Raw genomic sequence first — 18,402 nt, 5'->3', positions numbered from 1 at the left:
ATTTGACGATCGGAATACGTCGATTGACGTATTCCCCAGGTGGGGCGGTGGAATGTAATTTGCTTTGGGCTTTACATCCAACGCTTTTTGCACCAATCCGGATCGCCTTCACGTCTTCATGGCCAAGATGCACCAAAGTTCAGTCAGCGCGCCCAGCACTCAGCGCATCGTGAAGGTGCGGCGGGATTACAACGCCTGGGTCGGCGACGAAACGCTGGAAGACTATGCGCTGCGCTTCACCCCGCGCTCGTTTCGCCGCTGGTCGGAATTACGCGTCGCGACCACGGCAATCGGCGGCGTATCGTTTCTGGTGCTGGAGGCCATCGGCGGTAGCCTTGTCATCAATTACGGCTTCACCAACGCGCTCTGGGCCATTGCCGCCGTTTCGATCCTGATTTTCCTGACGAGCCTGCCGATCAGCTATTACGCGGCGCGCTACGGCGTCGACATGGATCTGCTCACGCGCGGCGCCGGCTTCGGTTACATAGGCTCGACGGTGACGTCGTTTCTTTACGCCATCTTCACATTCCTGTTCTTCGCACTCGAAGCGGCCATCATGGCGCTGGCGTTACAGCTCTATTTCCACATCTCGCTGGCGCTCGCGTATGTCGTGAGTTCGCTCGTCGTGATTCCGCTGGTGATGTTCGGCATCACGCTCATCAACCGGCTGCAAAGCTGGACACAGCCGCTGTGGATCGTGCTGTTCGTGTTGCCCTACGCCGCAGTGCTGTGGCACCACCCCGGGATGCTGCGCGAGTGGACCACGTTCGCGGGATTCGCCCCGCAAGGCCGGGCGTTCAGTCTCATTGCGTTCGGACAGGCGTCGACAGTCGTGTTCGCGCTGATCGTGCAGATCGGCGAACAGGTGGACTATCTGCGCTTCCTGCCGCCGCTGACGACGCGCAACCGCAAGCGCTGGTGGCTCGCGCTACTGTGCGCCGGCCCGGGCTGGATCGTACCCGGTGCGCTGAAGATGCTCGGCGGCGCCTTCCTCGCATTTGTGGCGATCCAGAACGAAGTGGGGGTCGCGCAAGCCGCGCAGCCCACGCAGATGTATCTCGTCGCCTATCACATCCTCCTCGATCCCGCTGGGCTGGCCGGTTGGGCGCTGCCGGCCATGACACTTTTCGTCATCGTCTCGCAGCTCAAGATCAATGTGACGAACGCGTATGCGGGATCGCTGGCCTGGTCGAACTTCTTTGCACGTCTCACGCACAGTCATCCGGGGCGCGTGGTGTGGCTCGTCTTCAACGTGATGATCGCGCTGCTGCTCGTGGAGATCGGTGTCTTCGAGGTGATCGGCAAAGTGCTCTCGCTGTATGCGAATGTTGCCGTGGCCTGGATAGGCGCGCTGTGCGCCGATCTCGTCATCAACAAACCATTGGGATACAGCCCGCGTCACATCGAGTTCAAACGCGCACATCTCTATGATGTGAATCCCGTCGGGCTGGGCGCGATGTTGCTGGGCGTCGTGGCGGCCCTCACGGCTCGGGCAGGCGCCTTCGGCGAGCTTGGCGAGGCGATGTCGATGTTCCTTGCCTTCGGCGTGGCGTTCGTCTGCGCGCCGATCATTGCCATCGCGACACGCGGCAAGTACTACCTCGCGCGCAAGCCGCAATCGACCGGCGACGCCAGATCGCTGCGCTGCGCGATCTGCGAGCACGCGTTCGAACCGGAGGACACGGCCCACTGTCCGGCCTATGGCGGCACGATCTGCTCGCTTTGCTGCTCGCTGGACTCCCGTTGTCATGATCGCTGCAAGCCGCACGCGCGCTTCTCCGCGCAGGCCGATCGCGCATTGCACTGCGTGTTTCCGCGCCTGCGGCTGGGGCCCGCGGCGTTGCGGCTCATTCGCTATGCGAGCCTCGTGCTGGCCATCCTTGCCGTGTTGGCTGGCGTTCTGCTGCTGATCTGGTCGCAGAGTGTGGCGTCGATCAGCGCGGCGGAAGTCGGGATCATAGGAAGCAGCTTCCTCAAGATCTTCTTCTCGCTCGCCCTCGTGGGCTGCATCGCGGCGTGGTGGTTCGTGCTGGAGCGCGAGAGCCGCCGCGTCACCGAAGAGGAATCGCAACGGCAAAACGAATTGCTGATGCAGGAAATCGAAGCGCACCAGAAGACCGACGAGGCGCTCAAGCGCGCGAGCGCGGCCGCCGAGTCGGCGAATCAGGCCAAGAGCCGTTACGTATCGGGCCTCAGTCACGAACTACGGACGCCGCTCAACAGCATCCTCGGCTATGCGCAGCTTCTGATGCAGGCGAAGGAAGAACTGTCCCCCACGCGCTACAACGCGGTTCGCACCATCCATCGCAGCGGCGAGCATCTGCTCGCGCTGGTCGACGGACTACTGGACGTCGCGCGCATCGAAGCCGGCAAGCTGCAATTGAACATCACGAAAGTGTCGTTGACCGATTTCGTGTCTCACGTGTCGTCGATGATGAGTCCGTTGGCGATGGAAAAAGCGCTCGCCTTCGATGTCCAGGTCGTCGGTCGAATTCCGGGGACGGTGAAATGCGATCAGAAGTACCTCGGGCAAATTCTCACCAACCTGATCGGCAACGCAATTCGCTTCACGTCTGCAGGGACGGTGACGCTGCGCGTGAGTCACGCGCTGGACACGCTGAAGTTCGAGGTGATCGATACCGGACCCGGCATCGCGCCTGAGGAAATGGCGCGTCTCTTCCTGCCGTTCGAGCGTGGCGACGCCGCCCATGCGGACGATCACGGTGCGGGCCTCGGGCTGACGATCTGCCGATTGCTCACGCATGCGCTCGGCGGCAGTCTGGACGCGCACAGCGAGGTCGGGCGCGGCACGCACTTCGTGGTGAAACTCTTCGCACCGGCAGTGAGAAGCGCACCCGATGTCTACACCGAGTTGGCGGGTATTCGCGGGTACGCCGGGTCGCGCCGTACGATTCTCGTGGTGGACGACCTGGCCGATCAGCGCGGGATCGTCGTCCAACTGCTCACGCCGCTGGGCTTCGACGTGACCGAAGTCGCCAGCGGTCCCGACGCGTTGCGATGGCTCGGCACTCACACCGCCGACGCGATCATCATGGACATCTCAATGCCGTTGATGGACGGCTACGAAACCAGCCGCCTGATTCGTGAGAATCAGCTCTCGGCGGCGCCCGTCGTATTGCTCTCGGCCAACGCTTTCGCCGACGATCGCGAGCGTGCCGGCGCGTCCGGCTGCGCAGGCTATCTGGCCAAGCCGTTGCAGGTGAATCTGTTGCTCGACAAGCTCGCACAACTGCTTGCGCTGGAATGGATTGCATCGGAACCGACGACGACGCCCAGCGCGGCGCGGGCGGAGACATCGGCGGCGACGTCCGACGCCATTCAGCTCGCGCTGCCCGAGGGGGTGCTTCAGCGTATCCGCGAGCATCTCGACGTCGGCTATGTGCAAGGCGTCGTCGAGCAACTCGACGAGGCGCGGCGCGTCCACCCCGCACTGTCCACCCAGATCGAAACGCTACGCGCACTTGCCGAACGCTTTCAGCTAAGGGAACTTGAAAATGAGCTTGTTCACCTGCCCCGCGCCACCGGTGCATGATGCGCCCACGGAGGCGAGCGACCCGCCGGAGTGGCAGGGAAACCGTCCCATCGTGCTGATCGTGGACGACACGCCCGACAATCTCGCCTTTCTCTCCGATACCCTGCAAGCGAACGGTTACGCGGTGCTCGTCGCGTTAAGCGGCGAGGCGGCATTGAAGTGTCTGGCGCGGGTCACGCCGGACGTCGTGCTGCTCGACGCGATAATGCCCGCGATGGACGGCTTCGAGACCTGCACGCGGATCAAACAGGACCCACGTTACGAGCATCTTCCGGTCATCTTCATGACGTCGCTGACGGAAAGCGAGCATGTCGTGCGGGGCTTTCGCGTCGGGGGCATCGATTACGTGACGAAACCCGTGCGCCCGGAGGAAGTGTGCGCGCGCATTGGCGCGCATGTGGTGCGCTCGCGCGCGCAATCCTATGCACAGGCAGCGCTCTCGCTCGGCGCGCGCGCGGCGCTTATCGTCTCGGAAGACGGCGCGATCTGCTGGCAGAGTCCTCAGGCGGCGCGGCAGATCGCGGCGTACGGCTCAACGCACGAGGACGTCGCCAAACCGCGTTTGCCCGCGCCGTTGCTGCACTGGTTCGTGGCCTGGCTTGCGCAAGGCGCGCAGGCGAATGTCGTCCATGAATGCGTGCTCGAGAACGTTCGCCGTTCCGCCACGGCCGCCCCGGCCCCGAAGACCGGCGAGTGGATCGTCACGCTCACGGAAGCCGACGACACCGCTTACTGCTCGGCGCTTTCCCTGCACTTCGGCCTGACCGCACGTGAAGCCGAAGTGCTCCTGTGGGTGTCGCGCGGCAAAGCCAATCGCGACATCGGGGACATCCTCGGCATGGCGCCCCGCACCGTCAACAAGCACCTCGAACACCTGTTCCGAAAGCTCCACGTGGAAACCCGCGCGACCGCCGCCGCGCTGGTCATGAAAGTCCTCGATCGGCGGTGAAGTCGGCGTCATGCGGCGAAACGGATTGGCACTGCGTTCGCGCTGGGCTACCGACCTCAGACGCTTACTCGTCGAGCACCTTGTTGCCGGTCTCTTCAAACATCGACACGGCGATGAGCGAGATGATCACGCAGACGATCATGTACCAGGCCGGCGCCATCTTGTTGCCCGTCGCACGAATCAACCAGCCGGCCACGAGCTGCGCCGTACCGCCGAACACCGACACCGCGATGGCATACGCGCTCGACATGTAGCCCGCGCGCAGATGTTTCGGGAAGTTCTCCGGCATCAGCGCGTAAGCGGGGGCCGACCCCATCGTGTAGCAGAGCATGAGGACAATCAGCGCCGCCAGGACGACCGGCAGCGAGGGGAAGTGCGTCATGATCCAGAATGCCGGATACAGCAGCACGACGAGCGCCACGCGGCCGATGATCGTGAGCGGCTTGCGTCGCCCCATCTTGTCCGACAACGCGCCATAGATCGGGCACATCACCAGCGAGATCGTGCTGGCCGCCACGCCGGTCAACATCGACATTTTCGGCGGCAGGCCCAGGTACTGAATGCAGTACGTCGGCATGTAATACATCATCACGTACGTCGACACCGACATCCCCATGATCGAGAAGATCGTGAGGAACCAGTTGCGCACGTACACGCCGCGCTTGGGGTCGTCGCGACCGGCGATCGTCTTCGCCTTCGGCGGTTCTTCCTGAATGTGACGACGCAGGTAGATCCCGACCGGAGCAATCAGCGTACCGAGCAGGAACGGAATCCGCCAGCCCCAGCTGTGCATGATGTCGTCCGAGAGCAGGAAGCCCAAACTCGCGGCCAGGCCCGAGCCGAGCAGCGCGGCCGCGCCCTGGCTCGCCAACTGCCAGCTCGCGCGAAAGCCGCGGCGCTTCGCACCGCCCATTTCCAGCAAGGTGGCGGTCGCCGCACCGAATTCACCGCCTTGGGCGAAGCCTTGCAGCAGGCGCGCCGCGACGATCAGCAACGGCGCGGCCAGACCGATCTGCGCATACGTGGGCGCGAGGCCGATGGCTGCCGAACCGAGTGCCATCAAGCCGATGGTCAACGTGAGCGCCGGCTTGCGGCCGGCACGGTCCGCGTAGCGGCCCAGCACGAAACCGCCGAGCGGGCGCATCACGAAGCCCACCGCGAACACGGCGAACGCCAGCAGCGACGACGTGACAGGATCGTGGGCCGGGAAGAACTGCTTGCCGATGGTCAGCGCGAAATAACTGTAGACCGTGAAGTCGAAGAACTCCAGCAGGTTGCCGATGACGGCGGCAAACACGATCTTGCGTTGTTGCGCAGCGGTCATCGGCGACGGCTGTGCGCCGTCAAGCGTCAATGTGGAAGTGGCGATGCTCATGCGCGCTCCTTGGCAAGAAAGCGTTCGACCAGACGGGTCCAGAAGGCCGCGCCGATGGTCAGGTTGTCGTCGTTGAAATCGTACTTGGCGTTGTGCAGCATCGGCTTGCCCTCGCCGTTCCCCAGGCGAATGAAGCAGCCCGGCACCTTCTGCAGGTAGTACGCGAAGTCTTCGCTGCCCGCGATCGGCGGGAACGGCGAGATGACGTGCTCGGCGCCCACCAGCTCTTCGGCCACGCCGCAGGCGAACGCTGTCTCCGCCTCGGTATTCACGAGCACCGGGTAGCCACGGATATAGTCGATGTCGGCGCTCGCGCCATAGCCCTCGGTATGCGAGGTCACCAGCGCGCGAATGCGCGCCTCCAGCGTGGCACGCACGTCCGCCGAAAACGAGCGCACGCTCAGCTCCAGCACGGCCTCCTCGGGAATCACGTTCGGCGCAAAGCCGGCATGGAACGTGCCGACCGTCACGACGGCGGCTTCGGTCGGGTCGACGTTGCGCGCGACCACGGTTTGCAGCGCCATCACCAGGCTGCTGCCGATCATCACCGGATCGATCGCCAGATGCGGTCGCGCCGCATGACCGCCACGGCCGTGGATACGAATCTTGACGGTGTCGCACGCGGCCATCAGCGGGCCGGCGCGGAAGCCGAACGTGCCCGTGGGTACGCCCGGGTGATTGTGCAGACCGAAGATCGCCTCGCACGGGAAGCGTTCGAACAAGCCGTCGGCGATCATCTGTTCGGCACCGCTGTTCGAACCGGCTTCTTCCGCCGGCTGGAAAATCAGGTGAACAGTGCCGTCGAAATTGCGTGTCTTCGCAAGTTGCTGCGCGGCGCCGAGCAGCACGGTCGTGTGACCGTCGTGGCCGCAGGCGTGCATCTTGCCGTCGTGCACGCTGGCATAGGCGAGGCCGGTCTGTTCGTGAATCGGCAGCGCGTCCATGTCGGCGCGCACACCGACGGTGCGACCGCTCGTGCCCGCAGTGAGCGAGGCCACCACGCCGTGACCGCCGACATGACGCGTGACCTGATACCCCCAGCCTTCGAGCTTTTGCGCCACGTAGCGCGACGTGTCGACTTCCTCGTAGGACAGTTCGGGGTGTTGATGGATGTGGTGACGCATTTCGGCCAGCGGCGCGCGCGCCTCCAGCAAATCGCTCACTTCGCAGTAGCGAGTCTCGCTCATCGGGGGCTCCTCTCTCTTGTTGAATAACGCGGAGTATTGCACCGACGAAAATTCCCACCCATGACGCAAACCACGTCAAAATGTTGCTTTCAAGTCAACAATTGGTCGCCCTGGCAAAGTAGCAAGATGGCGACGCCATCGACAGAAAATTGTTTTTATTCAATGGTTTGACGAGATTTTTCTGGGGCCGTCGACGCGATCTGGACCGCCCCCGGCCGGCGTCGGGTCAGACCGACGCATTCCCACGAACACAACACTGAGAAGCGAATGACCTACGAGGCGTGGATCGACGACATCGGCGAGCGTGCGCTCAAATATCTTGCCGAAATTGCCGCGACGGGCGGCGTGCGCATGGCCGCCGAGTCGCTCGGCGTGAATCCATCCGTGGTCAGCCGGCAGATCGCGGCGCTCGAGCGGCGTCTGCGCTTTCCGCTGATCGAACGGCGCGGACGCAATGTGAGCGTCACCGAGATCGGTCAGGTGCTCATCGACTACTACCGCGACGGCCAACGGCGTCAGCGTGACCTGTCGGCGCGGCTGGAGGAATACCGGCATCTGAAGCGAGGGCGCGTGGCGATCGGTGTCGGAGAAGGGTTCATCGGACGCCTGATCGCACAGGCGTTGCAGCGCTTTTCGATGAGCTACCCGGATATCCTCGTCGAAATACGCTCCGGCCCGACGCCCGCCGTGCTCTCGCTCGTGCGCGACGACGTCGTGGATATCGGACTATGCGCGCGCTCCGCCGACGATCCGGCCATGCGCATTCATCCGTTCGCCGCAAAGGCCCTGTGCGCCGTGGTCGCCCCCACCCATCGTTTCGCAACCATGGCGAGTGTGCCGCCCTCGGAATTGGCGCACGAACGGCTCATCTTCATGACCGAGGCCCACGGCGTGCAGCAATTCGTGCACTCGGTGCTCGACACCGCGCGCCTGAACGTGACGCCCGCCTACCGCGTCGATCTGTTCAACACCGCGCAGACGCTAGCGGCGGCGGGCCTTGGCGTGGCCTTCATGTCGGCGATCACCGCGCGACGCGGCATCGAGCTTGGCGAGCTGGTCGCCGTGCCCATCGATCATCCGATCGCGACCGGCTTCTCCAGCCAGATGATGACGCGCGTGGGCCGGCGTCTGTCGCCCGCCGCCGATCACCTCTGGAAGCAACTTGCGCAGAGCCTCGCGCATCGTTGACGAAGACACCCGGCCCGATCAGTCAGCATAGATGGCGTATGATCGGCCGGGTGTTGGATATGCGGGTCAAGCCTGCCTGCTTTCGATGACGACCGATTCGAACTCACCCGCCCACCGGCGAATCCGCGCCCGCTTCGTCGCCATTTCCTGGCGCGACCTCGCCGTATCCTTCGGCCCGGTCATCCTCCTGTCGATGGCGGCCATTTGGCTCGCCGTATGGCTCGTACGACCGGCGCCGCCGCGCACCGTGACAATCAGCGCCGGCCCTGAAGGCAGCTCCTTCTGGAATGCCGCACAACGCTACAAGACGATCCTCGCGCGCGACGGCATCACACTCGTCGTTCTCACGTCCGAGGGCTCGCGCCAGAACGTGGAGCGGCTCGCCGACGCATCGCAAAACGTCGACCTGGGCCTGGTGCAGGGGGGCGTGTCGCAAGGCCTCGACGTCGATGGCCTGGTCTCGCTCGGCAGCGTGTTCTATGCGCCGATTTCCGTGTTCTATCGCGGGGCGCGCGTCACGAAGCTGTCTGACCTGACAGGCAAGCGCATCGCCATCGGTCGCGAAGGCAGTGGCGCACGCGCACTGTCGCTCGCGCTGCTCAAGGCGAACGGCATCGAGCCGGGCGGTGCGACCCGGCTCACGGCATACGACGGACAGGATGCCGCGCAGGCCTTGATCGACGGACGCGTCGACGCCGCCATGCTCACCGGCGACACCGCCACCGGCCCGACATTGGGCAAGCTGATCCGCACGCCCGGTGTGCGGCTGATGGACTTCGCGCAGGCCGATGCGTACACGCGCCGTTTCACGTATCTGAATCAACTCACATTGCCGCGCGGCGTTTTCGACCTCGGTCGCAACCTGCCGGCACAACCGGTACACGTCATCAGCCCGACGGTCGAACTCGTCGCGCGCGACAGCCTGCATCCGGCACTCTCCGATCTGTTGATCGAAGCCGCGCGCGAGGTGCACGGCAAGGCCAACCTGCTGCAACGCGCCGGGGAATTCCCATCGGCTCAGGTCCACGAATTCCCGATCTCCGACGATGCCGCACGCTACTACAAGTCCGGCAAGGGGTTTCTGTACCGGCATTTGCCGTTCTGGGTCGCGAGTCTCGCCGATCGCATCGTCGTGTTGCTCGTGCCGATCCTCGTCGTGCTGATTCCGGCATTCCGGCTGGTGCCGTCGCTGTACAGCTGGCGCGTGAAATCGCGGTTGTACCGCTGGTACGGCGCGCTCATCGCGCTCGAACGCGAAGCGCTGGCCGACGACGCCCACACCGAATACCGAAGCCTGCGCCATCGGCTCGACGCCATCGAAGCCGCCGTCAATCGGCTGAAGATCCCGCTCGCGTACGCCGACCAGTTCTATGTGCTGCGCGAACACATTGGCTTCGTGCGGCAGCGGCTCGATGTCATGAACGCGGCGCCGGAAGCCACGGGTGGCGACGCCGCCCGGCACGCCGACAGTGCGTCACCGGCCGCCAGCAAGGACAGCCTGCGCGGCGTGTGAGTATCTCAAAGCGATGCTTATGCACTGCATAATCAACGCAAGCTTTTATTATGAATTGACGAAGCGCACACTATTGACTGTCACGGACCGGGACACCGGTTCGTTGTGAAACTCAACGCTCGGGTCTGTTCGTATGTCGTCGTCCTCCGCTCACGCCTCCCTCCCCAACGCGCCGCAACGCGTCGACACGGAACCCGCGCGTGGAGCGTGCACGGTGCGCCCCGTGCGCGACGACGACCTGCCGACGCTCACGGCCATCTATGCGCATCACGTGCGCACTGGCACGGCGTCGTTCGAGGAAGTGCCGCCCGACGAGGCCGAGATGCGCGCGCGTTGCACGAAGGGTCTCGACGCCGGACTGCCGTACCTCGTTGCAGAGCGCGACGGCAAGGTCCTCGGCTACGCGTACGCCACGCACTACCGGCCGCGCTCGGCCTATCGCTTCACGCTCGAAGACTCGGTGTACATCGCGGCCGATTCGACGGGCCAGGGCGTCGGGCGCGCGCTGCTGCTCGCGCTCATCGCACGTTGCGAAGGCGGCCCGTGGCGGCAATTGGTCGCGAACGTCGGCGACAGCGGCAACGCGGCCTCGCTGGCGCTGCACAAGGCATGCGGCTTCACGCAGACGGGCGTGCTCAAATCCGTCGGGTTCAAATTCGGCCGGTGGATCGACACCGTGCTCATGCAGCGGCCGTTGAACGCCGGCGACGCGACGCTGCCGGCGTCAGTCGAACCCGGCCAGCCGCCACGTCAGAACGGCGAGGCGCGGTCCAGTGCCTTGTAGTGACGGAAGATGCCCGTGGTGTTGAACGGAATGCGGCGCGGCGACTTCAGGTAGGCCGCGACGCGTGGCACGCGCGCCACGGCGTCGCGTACCGCCTGGCAGCGCGGGAACGCCTTGGCAAATCCCGACATCGCGCGCGGAAACGCGTAGTCCAGCCCGGCGATCACCTGGAAGAGCGAGAGATCGGCGTACGACATCGCCCCTTCGGAAAGCCAGCCGCCCGCGTGTGGATTGTTCGCCAGTACGCGCTCGAAGTACGCAAAGAATTTAGGCAGGCGGTACTCGATGAGGTCCGCCGTGCGCTTGCGCGCTTCCGTGCGCTGCTGACTGTAGTACAAGCGGCTCGCGATGGGATGATGGCTGTCGTGTACCTCGACCACGAGATCGGCCAGTGTGAGCTGCAACTGGTTGACCCAACGTCGCGCACGCGGTGACTCGCCCACCAGACCGAGCTGCGGCCCGAGATACGCGAGAATGTTCGCCGTCTGCCCGATCAATTCGTCGCCCACGCGCAGGAAAGGCGGTGCGTAGGGCGGATCCTGGCAAGCCGGGTCGTCCATCGTGCGCATCAGGCCTTCCATGCCCTGCCCGGGCGCGTCGCCCTGCACGATCTCTACGTACGGCGTGCCGGTGGCCTCGAAGGCGAGGCGGACAAATTCCCCGCGCCCTTGCAGGCCCGGCCAATAGAACAGCTCGAAGATCATGTACCCTCCTCAGCAGGTTCAGGAAGCGCCCGGCTGCATCTCCACGCGATTCTTGCCCAGTTGCTTGGCGCGGTAGAGCGCCAGATCCGCCGATTCGATCAATGAGGTTGACGCCATGTGGGTGCGCGGCACCAACGACGCGCCGCCGATACTGACGGTGACGTGCTGGCCGTTGGCCGAGCCGATGTGCGGAATCGCCATCGCATCGATCTGCGCGCGCACCTTCTCGGCGATCAGGGCCGCGCCACTCGCCGTCGTGTTCGGCAGCACGATCACGAACTCCTCGCCGCCGAAGCGCGCGGCGAGATCGGCCGGACGCGACGCCGCATCGGCAATCGTGGTGGCGACGCGGCGCAGGACGTCGTCGCCTGCGATGTGGCCATACGTATCGTTATAGATCTTGAAATTGTCGACGTCGATCATGAGCAACGCCATCTCGCGTTGCTCGCGCAGCGCGCGGCGCCATTCCGCGCTGAAGTACTCGTCGAAATAGCGGCGATTTGCCAACCCGGTCAGGCCATCGGAATGCGTAAGCCGCTGCAGTTCGAGATTCGTCTCCAGCAACTGCTGCTGACTCTCGCGCAGCGCGCGGTACGCCTCGTCGCGCTGCAGCAGGTTCATGTACGAGCGCGAGTGATAGCGAATGCGCGCGATCAGTTCGATGGGGTCGGGCAGCTTGACCAGATAGTCGTTGGCGCCCGCCGCGAATGCTTCGCGCTTGATGGTCGACTCTTCCTTCGTCGAGAGCACGATGATCGGAATGTCGCGCGTGAGCGGACTGGCACGATACTGCCTCACCAGCGACAAACCGTCGGTGCCCGGCATCACGAGATCTTGCAGGATGACGGTCGGACGCGTGGTTTCCGCCACGCGTTGCGCATCCTCCGGACTCGAACAATAGTGGAAGTCGATGTTCGCCTCCCCCGCGAGCGCGCGGCGAATCGCTTCACCGACCATCGCCTGGTCATCAACGAGCAACACCATCGCCGATGATTCGTTCAGGCTGCTTTCGGCGCCCGCCGCTTGCGCGACCGGCTTGGGGGGGCGTGGCGTTATCGTCATGTTTTGCGTCCTGTCATACCGTTCCAAATAGCGTCACCAGTTGCGGCGCAATGCTCGCCAGCGGCAGAATCTGCGACGCCGCACCGGCCTCTGCCGCCGCTTTGGGCATGCCATACACCGCACTCGTCTCGCGATCCTGCGCAATCGTGATAAAGCCCTGCGCGCGCATGGCGCCGAGCCCGGCCGCGCCGTCGCGGCCCATGCCCGTGAGCAGCACGCCCACCGCGCGCGCGCGCCAGTTCTCGGCCACGCTTTGCAGGAAAACGTCGATGGACGGACGATACACCGCGTCCGTCGGGTCGTCGGTAAACGCGCATCGGCCACTCGCGTCCACGCGCAGATGTCGATTGCCGCCCGCGAGCAGCACCACGCCGGCGCTCGGACGCTCGCCCGCTCGCGCCAAGCGCACGGTGAGCGGCGTCTGCTGATCGAGCCAGTCCGCCATGCCCGGGGCAAACGCTTCGTCCACGTGCTGTACGACGACCACGCCCGCGCCAAAGTTCACCGGCAATCGCCCCAGCAACGCGGCGAGTGCCGCGGGCCCGCCGGCGGACGCCCCGATGGCGACCAGCATGTCGGTCCTCGCAGGCGCACGCGGTGGTGCGGCGCTCGGCTGCGGCAGACGCGCGTCGGCCTGCTGGGCCGCGATGGCCTCGATCTTCGCCAGCAGCGACGATGCCGGCCGCGCCCGATCCGTACCGCCGAGCACCGGCGTGTCGACGGCATCCAGCGCGCCGGCGCCCATCGCGTCGAACACGAGACTCGCATGATGACCCACGTCCGACGTCACGATGAGAATCGGACAGGGCGAGCGCCGCATGATCTCACGCGTGGCCGCCACGCCGTCCATCACGGGCATGACGAGATCCATCAGCACGAGGTCCGGCGGGGTGGGCGTGCACATCGACACCGCCTGTGCCCCATCGTGCGCCACCCATGCCACGTCGAACCCCGGTCGTTGCGCGAGCGTGCGACGCAGCGCCTCGACGGCGATGCTCGAATCGTTGACGATCCCAATCCTCATGACCCCGGCTCCCCGATGAGGTCCACCACGGCGCGCAACAACGCGTCGTCGTGAAAGCTGCCTTTCGCGAGGTAATAATCGGCGCCGGCATCGAGTCCGCGCTGTCGATCCTCCTCACGATCCTTGTAAGACACGATCATGACCGGCAACGCTGCCGTACGCGCGTCGCGCTTGATGAGCGTGACCAGTTCCACGCCGTCCATGCGCGGCATGTCGACGTCGGTAATCACCATATCGAACGTCTCGCTGCGCACGGCATTCCAACCCTCCATACCGTCGACGGCGACGCGCACCTCATAGCCGCGCGCGGCCAGCAGTTTGCGTTCGAGTTCGCGCACGGTCAACGAATCGTCGACGACGAGCACGCGCTTGCTGGCACGTCCGCTCGCCTGGGCGGCGCGCACCGGCACCCGTTCGAGCGACCCCAGCTCCACCGCCTTGGCAATGGAGCGCACCAGATCGGCCGTGTCGATGATGAGCAACGGGGCGCCGTCTTCCGTGAGCGCCCCGGCGGCAATATTGGGTACCTTGCCGAGCCGGGTGTCGAGCGGTTGCACGACGAGCATGCGCTCGCCCAGGAACTTGTCGACGGCCAGCCCGTAACGCGCGTCGCCGTCGCCGAACACGACCACCGGTTGATCCCCCGCCACCGCGACCGGCGCACTGCCGCACAGGACTTGCTGCGCACTCACGAGTCCGATCTGCTTGCCGTCGAGCGTGAAGTGCGGACGCCCCTCGAGCACAGCGATGTGCTCTTGCGGGAGCGCCAGCGTGCGCGACAGGTTCGCGAGCGGCAACGCATACGGCTCGCCCGCGATCTCCACGAGCAGGCTGCGCACCACGGAGAGCGTGAGCGGCAACTGCAGAATGACTTTCGTGCCGCGCCCCGGCGTGTGCTCGATGCGCACGGTGCCGCGCACCGTCGCCACCATCGCCCGCACCGCGTCGAGTCCAACGCCGCGTCCGGAGACATCCGTCACCGTATCGCGCAGCGTGAAGCCGGGCAGCATCAGGAATTCGAGCAGCTCGCTGTCGTCGAGCCGCTGTGCCGTGTCCGGCGCAGCCAGCCCGCGCGCGACCACCGCCCGTCGCACGCGCTCGAGATCGATGCCCGCACCGTCGTCCGCTACGCTCACAAGCAACAGCCCCGCGCTGTGCCGCGCGCTGAGCGTGATAACGCCCTCGGCCGGCTTGCCCGCCGCCGCGCGCTCGGTCGGGCGCTCCAATCCGTGGTCGACGGCATTGCGCAGCAAATGGCCGAGTGGCGCTTCAAGCTGATCGAGAATGTCGCGGTCGACCGGCGTATGCGCGCCACGAATCTCCAGCCGCGCTGGCTTGCCGAGCGAGCGGCCCAGGTCGCGCACCATGCGCGCAAATCCGCCCAGCCGGTCGTCGAGCGGACGCATCCGGCACGCGAGCGCTTCGTCGTACAGCCGCTGCGACAGTTGCGTCGAGCGCCGATCGAACTCGTCCAGCTCGTGCATCTGCTCGGCCAACAACTGCCCGCCGACGCTCAGTGCGCGCCGCAGATCGGCCAGCGCCGCGAGCAACACCTGACGGTCTTCATCGGAACGATCCACCACTTGCGCAAGCGCCGAGCTCACGCGGTCCAATGCATCGCCCGCCTCATGCTGATGACGCTTGAGCCGCTGCAACGACTGCGCGAACGGCTGCGTCCAGCGCGACGCCACCAACCCTTCGCTGGAGAGTCGCAGCAGTCGGTTCAGATTGTCCGCCGACACACGCAACGCGCGCGACGCGGGGTCGGCGACGTCATTGTCGTTGGTCGTGTCGTCGTTGTCGCGCACGTCGTAGGGCTCGGGCGGGCCGGGCGGGGCCGGCGACGCCGGCGATACGGGCGCGGCGATCGTCATGGCGTCGGGCGCGGGCGGTGTCGCCGACGTCGGCATGCCGTAACTGGCGTAATCGAATGCCGTGGGTTCGGCCGACGGCGTGGGCGTCGCGGCGCTCACGGGGGCGGCATGGGCGGGCGTCTGCACCGCTTCACTCGTCAACGTGGCGAGCTGCCCGGTGAACGACGTGACGAAGGCGTCGATTTCCGCTTTGCCCGCGCCCTGCGCCCAGTTCGGATCGCGGCCCGGCGGATGCGCCAGACGCATGAGCAGATCGACACCCTGCAGCAAGCGGTCGATGAGCGTTGCGTCGAGCAGAAGGGCGCCGCGTTGTGCCGCGACGAAGGCATCTTCGAGCACGTGGGCGAGCGCCACGCCGGCGTCGACGCCCACGATACGCGCCGCCCCCTTGAGCGAATGCGCGGCCCGCATGCAGGCTTCGAGCCGCGACGCGTCGGTCGGCGCGCGCTCGAGCGCCAGCAATCCATCGCCGAGCACTTGCGCCTGCGTCTGCGTTTCCATGCGGAACAGATCAAGCAGCGTGGCGTCGTGCAGGTCGTCGCTCATGCGAGGCTCCTGTCGAATGCCGCACCCACACGCAACGGATCCAGCACGCCGACAACGTGCTCGCGCCAGGGCAACACGGCGACCGCCAGGCCGTCGCTCGCACCGAACGCCGTCGAGGGCACCGCGCCAAGCGCTTCGCGGGCGGGCGTGACCGTGCCATGCACCTCGGCCACGGGAAACGCGCTCAAGTGGTGACCGTGGCGCAGCGCCAGCAGGCGCGACGCGCTCGCGCGCAGCGCATTCGACGGGGCCGTCTCGGCGCGCGGGACCGATTGCACGCCGAGCAAGGCTTCCAAGGACACGCACGGCACGAGCGCGCCGCGCAGGTTGACCAATCCGAGGCAGGCGGGTTGACGGTGTCCGGGCACCGAATGCCAGCCGCACATCGGCGCCACGGATTCGATGGCCGACGCCGGTAGCGCGAGCCATTCGTCGCCCAGACGGAAGAGCAACAGCGGCGTGCCGCGCGCCGCCGCCTCGCGACCCACCGCAGCGCGCCACGGGGCCGGGTCAACCGGCACGACCGGCAGACGATCGAGCAGTTCGGCCGCCTGGCGGTGCAACGCACCGGCGTGCGAGGGCGCTGGGGAATTCGGGTGGCGTGCGTCGGACACCGAATCGGCCTCGTGCACGAAGTCGCGATTTGTCATCGATGTCGGGTCCCGTCACGCGGCACGTTGTCAGGCGATGCACTCGACGTTGTCGCCTTGCGTTGGGTGGCATCCGTGCGTTCGGCACGTTCAGCACGTTCGAGCAGACGACGCGCGCCGGCGGCATCGCCGCGCGCGTCGAGTTGTGCCGCGCAATGCACAAGCGCTTCGTAATGTCCCGGGTCGAGATACAGCGCACGACGATAATGGACGAGTGCGCCCTGGGCATCGCCCCGCGCGTCTTCGACCAAGCCGAGCAGATACTCGGCCTGCGCGTTCGCACGATCGGTCGCAAGCACGGTGCGGCACAATGCGACGGCGCGCACAAAATCGCCCGCGTCGGCCGCCACGCGCGCCTGTTCGAGTTGCGCATCGACGGCAGCGGCATTGGACGCAGCGGCAGCAGCGGTAGCGGACGCAGCCGCAACAGCGGCGCGGGGCGCTGCGGGCGGCTTCGCCACAACGTTCGGCCTCGCCTGCAGCGGGGCAGGCGTGCCCGTGAGACCGACATGGGCCACGAACCGACCCTCGGCGCGTCGCTGCGCCGCAGCGTCGACGGCACTCACCGGCGGCATTGTGTTGAACGATTCGAGCGTTCCCGCAATGCGCGACACGCCGACGGGTGGTGGCACCACGTCGCGCACCGGCCCGGCAACGCGAAACGCGAACGCCTGCACGTGTCCGGTCGACGTCAAGCCATTGCTGGTCAATGTGCCGCCTTCCGCCGGCCCGGCGAAGAGTGTCGCGCCCATCCGCATGAGGCGTTCGAGCGCGGCGATCGCCCGGCGCTGTCCTTCGCGGTCGAAGTAGATCAGCACGTTGCGGAAGAACACGAAGTCGAACGTGCCCAGCCGATCGACCAGCGTGGCATCGAACAGATTGCCCGCGTGCCAGCGCACCTGCGTGCTCAGCGCCCCGACGACGCGATAGCCGTCGTCATCCGGCGTGAAATAGCGTTCGCGAAACGACAGCGATTCGGGCGGGCCGCGAAACGAGTTGCGACCGTAGCGCCCCTCACGCGCGAGGGCAAGTCCACGTTCACTGATATCGAGCGCGTCGACGGTGAAATCGCTGGCACCGAACCCCGCGTCGAACATCGCCATGGCCATCGAGTAGGGTTCCTCGCCCGTGGCACACGGCAGGCTCAACAGCCTCAGCGGCTGGCCTTCACGCACCGTGCCGCGTCGCGTGGCCCGTTCGTCGCGCGCCAACTGCCCCAGCACCGTGAACGCCTCGCGATGCCGGAAGAACCATGTCTCGGGCACGACGACCGCTTCGATCAACGCCTGAAGCTCCTGCGGCGATTGCTGCAGCCATTGCCAGTATTGAGAATAGGCGGGTGCGTCTTGCATCTCGGGTGGGAGCGCGGCAAGCCGCGCGCGCACGGCACGCTCGATGGCATGCGCCCCGAGCGTTTGCGCGTCGAGCCCCATGGTCTCGCGCAGCAGGCGTTCGATGTCGTGGACACGGCTCATGACGACGCCTCCGGTGTCTCGGCCAACGCGTCGCGCGCGGCGTCGAAGAGCAGCGCGCGCGCCTCGTCGGTCAGCAGTTGATCGATTCGCACCCACTGCACGAGGCCGTCGTCGGTGTCGAGCACGGGGCCGAGGTAATGGCCTTCCGGCAGATCGACACCGCTCGCCTGGAACGCCGAGGCGTCGGCGCGCAACGTGTCGGTCGCGCGCTCGACGCGCACCCCGAGACGGCGCGCATTGGGCCCGGGCGCCGGGTAATGCACGAGCACCAGACGCGTGGATCGGCGCTCGGGCGCGCTCACCCCCGTGGCCAGCCGCGTCAGGTCGATAACGGGCACCGGTTCGCCACGATAGCTGAAGGCCCCGGCCACCCACGCCGGCGCGGCAGGCAGGTGCTTGAGCGCGAGCCACGGCAGCACCTCAGCCACCTGACTGGCTTCGATGACGTAGTGATCGGTCGCGATGGCGAAACGCAGGAACAACATGGCGAGGTCCGCGAATGACGAAGTGGCGCGTTA

Annotated in this window: 14 protein-coding genes; 5 read left to right on the top strand and 9 right to left on the bottom strand. The window is 66.0% G+C overall.

Annotation, left to right across the window (positions count from 1 at the left end):
• The first annotated feature begins 127 nt into the window (after window positions 1-127).
• Together PCE31106_RS00240 and PCE31106_RS00235 are read left to right on the top strand one after the other, a co-directional pair.
• Window positions 128-3,553 (top strand): hybrid sensor histidine kinase/response regulator, encoded by a 3,426-nt coding sequence (locus PCE31106_RS00240; protein WP_437343785.1) that lies wholly within the window; start codon window positions 128-130, stop codon window positions 3,551-3,553.
• A gap of 49 nt (window positions 3,554-3,602) precedes the next feature.
• Window positions 3,603-4,502, top strand: a complete 900-nt coding sequence (locus tag PCE31106_RS00235; protein WP_150562499.1) for a response regulator — start codon at window positions 3,603-3,605, stop codon at window positions 4,500-4,502.
• A gap of 64 nt (window positions 4,503-4,566) precedes the next feature.
• On the opposite strand, the gene PCE31106_RS00230 is transcribed toward PCE31106_RS00235, so the two are convergent.
• Window positions 4,567-5,877, bottom strand: coding sequence for an MFS transporter (locus tag PCE31106_RS00230; RefSeq protein WP_017235677.1), 1,311 nt, complete (start codon window positions 5,875-5,877; stop codon window positions 4,567-4,569).
• Window positions 5,874-7,064, bottom strand: coding sequence for a M20 aminoacylase family protein (locus PCE31106_RS00225; protein ID WP_150561990.1), 1,191 nt, complete (start codon window positions 7,062-7,064; stop codon window positions 5,874-5,876). The genes PCE31106_RS00230 and PCE31106_RS00225 overlap by 4 nt, the downstream gene beginning before the upstream one ends.
• Before the next feature lie 267 nt (window positions 7,065-7,331).
• Here PCE31106_RS00225 and PCE31106_RS00220 point away from each other — a divergent pair, with 267 nt between their 5' ends.
• From PCE31106_RS00220 to PCE31106_RS00210, 3 genes are all read left to right on the top strand, one after another.
• Window positions 7,332-8,252 (top strand): LysR family transcriptional regulator, encoded by a 921-nt coding sequence (locus PCE31106_RS00220; protein WP_017235675.1) that lies wholly within the window; start codon window positions 7,332-7,334, stop codon window positions 8,250-8,252.
• 85 nt (window positions 8,253-8,337) lie between these two features.
• On the top strand, window positions 8,338-9,765 hold the full coding sequence (locus PCE31106_RS00215) for a TAXI family TRAP transporter solute-binding subunit (RefSeq protein ID WP_150561989.1): 1,428 nt from the start codon (window positions 8,338-8,340) through the stop codon (window positions 9,763-9,765).
• Between the two features lie 133 nt (window positions 9,766-9,898).
• Entirely contained in the window at window positions 9,899-10,549 is a 651-nt protein-coding gene (locus PCE31106_RS00210; protein WP_254440866.1) for a GNAT family N-acetyltransferase, read from the top strand.
• Here the strand turns inward: PCE31106_RS00210 and PCE31106_RS00205 are convergent.
• Genes PCE31106_RS00205 through PCE31106_RS00175 form a run of 7 tightly spaced genes read right to left on the bottom strand, consistent with a single transcriptional unit; the run spans window position 10,516 to window position 18,369 of the window.
• Complete coding sequence (locus PCE31106_RS00205) at window positions 10,516-11,253, bottom strand: glutathione S-transferase (RefSeq protein WP_150561988.1); 738 nt, start codon at window positions 11,251-11,253, stop codon at window positions 10,516-10,518. The genes PCE31106_RS00210 and PCE31106_RS00205 overlap by 34 nt on opposite strands.
• 18 nt (window positions 11,254-11,271) lie before the next feature.
• Window positions 11,272-12,315: a PleD family two-component system response regulator gene (locus tag PCE31106_RS00200; protein WP_496401163.1), complete on the bottom strand. Its 1,044-nt coding sequence runs from the start codon at window positions 12,313-12,315 to the stop codon at window positions 11,272-11,274.
• 13 nt (window positions 12,316-12,328) lie between these two features.
• Window positions 12,329-13,339 (bottom strand): chemotaxis-specific protein-glutamate methyltransferase CheB, encoded by a 1,011-nt coding sequence (gene cheB, locus PCE31106_RS00195; RefSeq protein WP_150561987.1) that lies wholly within the window; start codon window positions 13,337-13,339, stop codon window positions 12,329-12,331.
• Entirely contained in the window at window positions 13,336-15,759 is a 2,424-nt protein-coding gene (locus PCE31106_RS00190; RefSeq protein ID WP_150561986.1) for a hybrid sensor histidine kinase/response regulator, read from the bottom strand. The genes cheB and PCE31106_RS00190 overlap by 4 nt, the downstream gene beginning before the upstream one ends.
• Entirely contained in the window at window positions 15,756-16,409 is a 654-nt protein-coding gene (locus tag PCE31106_RS00185; protein WP_150561985.1) for a chemotaxis protein CheW, read from the bottom strand. The genes PCE31106_RS00190 and PCE31106_RS00185 overlap by 4 nt, the downstream gene beginning before the upstream one ends.
• The gene (locus tag PCE31106_RS00180) at window positions 16,406-17,884 is read right to left on the bottom strand and encodes a CheR family methyltransferase (RefSeq protein ID WP_150561984.1); all 1,479 of its coding nucleotides are present in this window, start codon (window positions 17,882-17,884) and stop codon (window positions 16,406-16,408) included. The genes PCE31106_RS00185 and PCE31106_RS00180 overlap by 4 nt, the downstream gene beginning before the upstream one ends.
• Window positions 17,881-18,369, bottom strand: coding sequence for a chemotaxis protein CheW (locus tag PCE31106_RS00175; protein WP_150561983.1), 489 nt, complete (start codon window positions 18,367-18,369; stop codon window positions 17,881-17,883). The genes PCE31106_RS00180 and PCE31106_RS00175 overlap by 4 nt, the downstream gene beginning before the upstream one ends.
• Window positions 18,370-18,402 lie beyond the last annotated feature (33 nt).

The organism is Pandoraea cepalis (assembly GCF_902459665.1).
Lineage (GTDB): Bacteria > Pseudomonadota > Gammaproteobacteria > Burkholderiales > Burkholderiaceae > Pandoraea > Pandoraea cepalis.
This window is presented reverse-complemented; position numbering and strand designations above follow the sequence as displayed.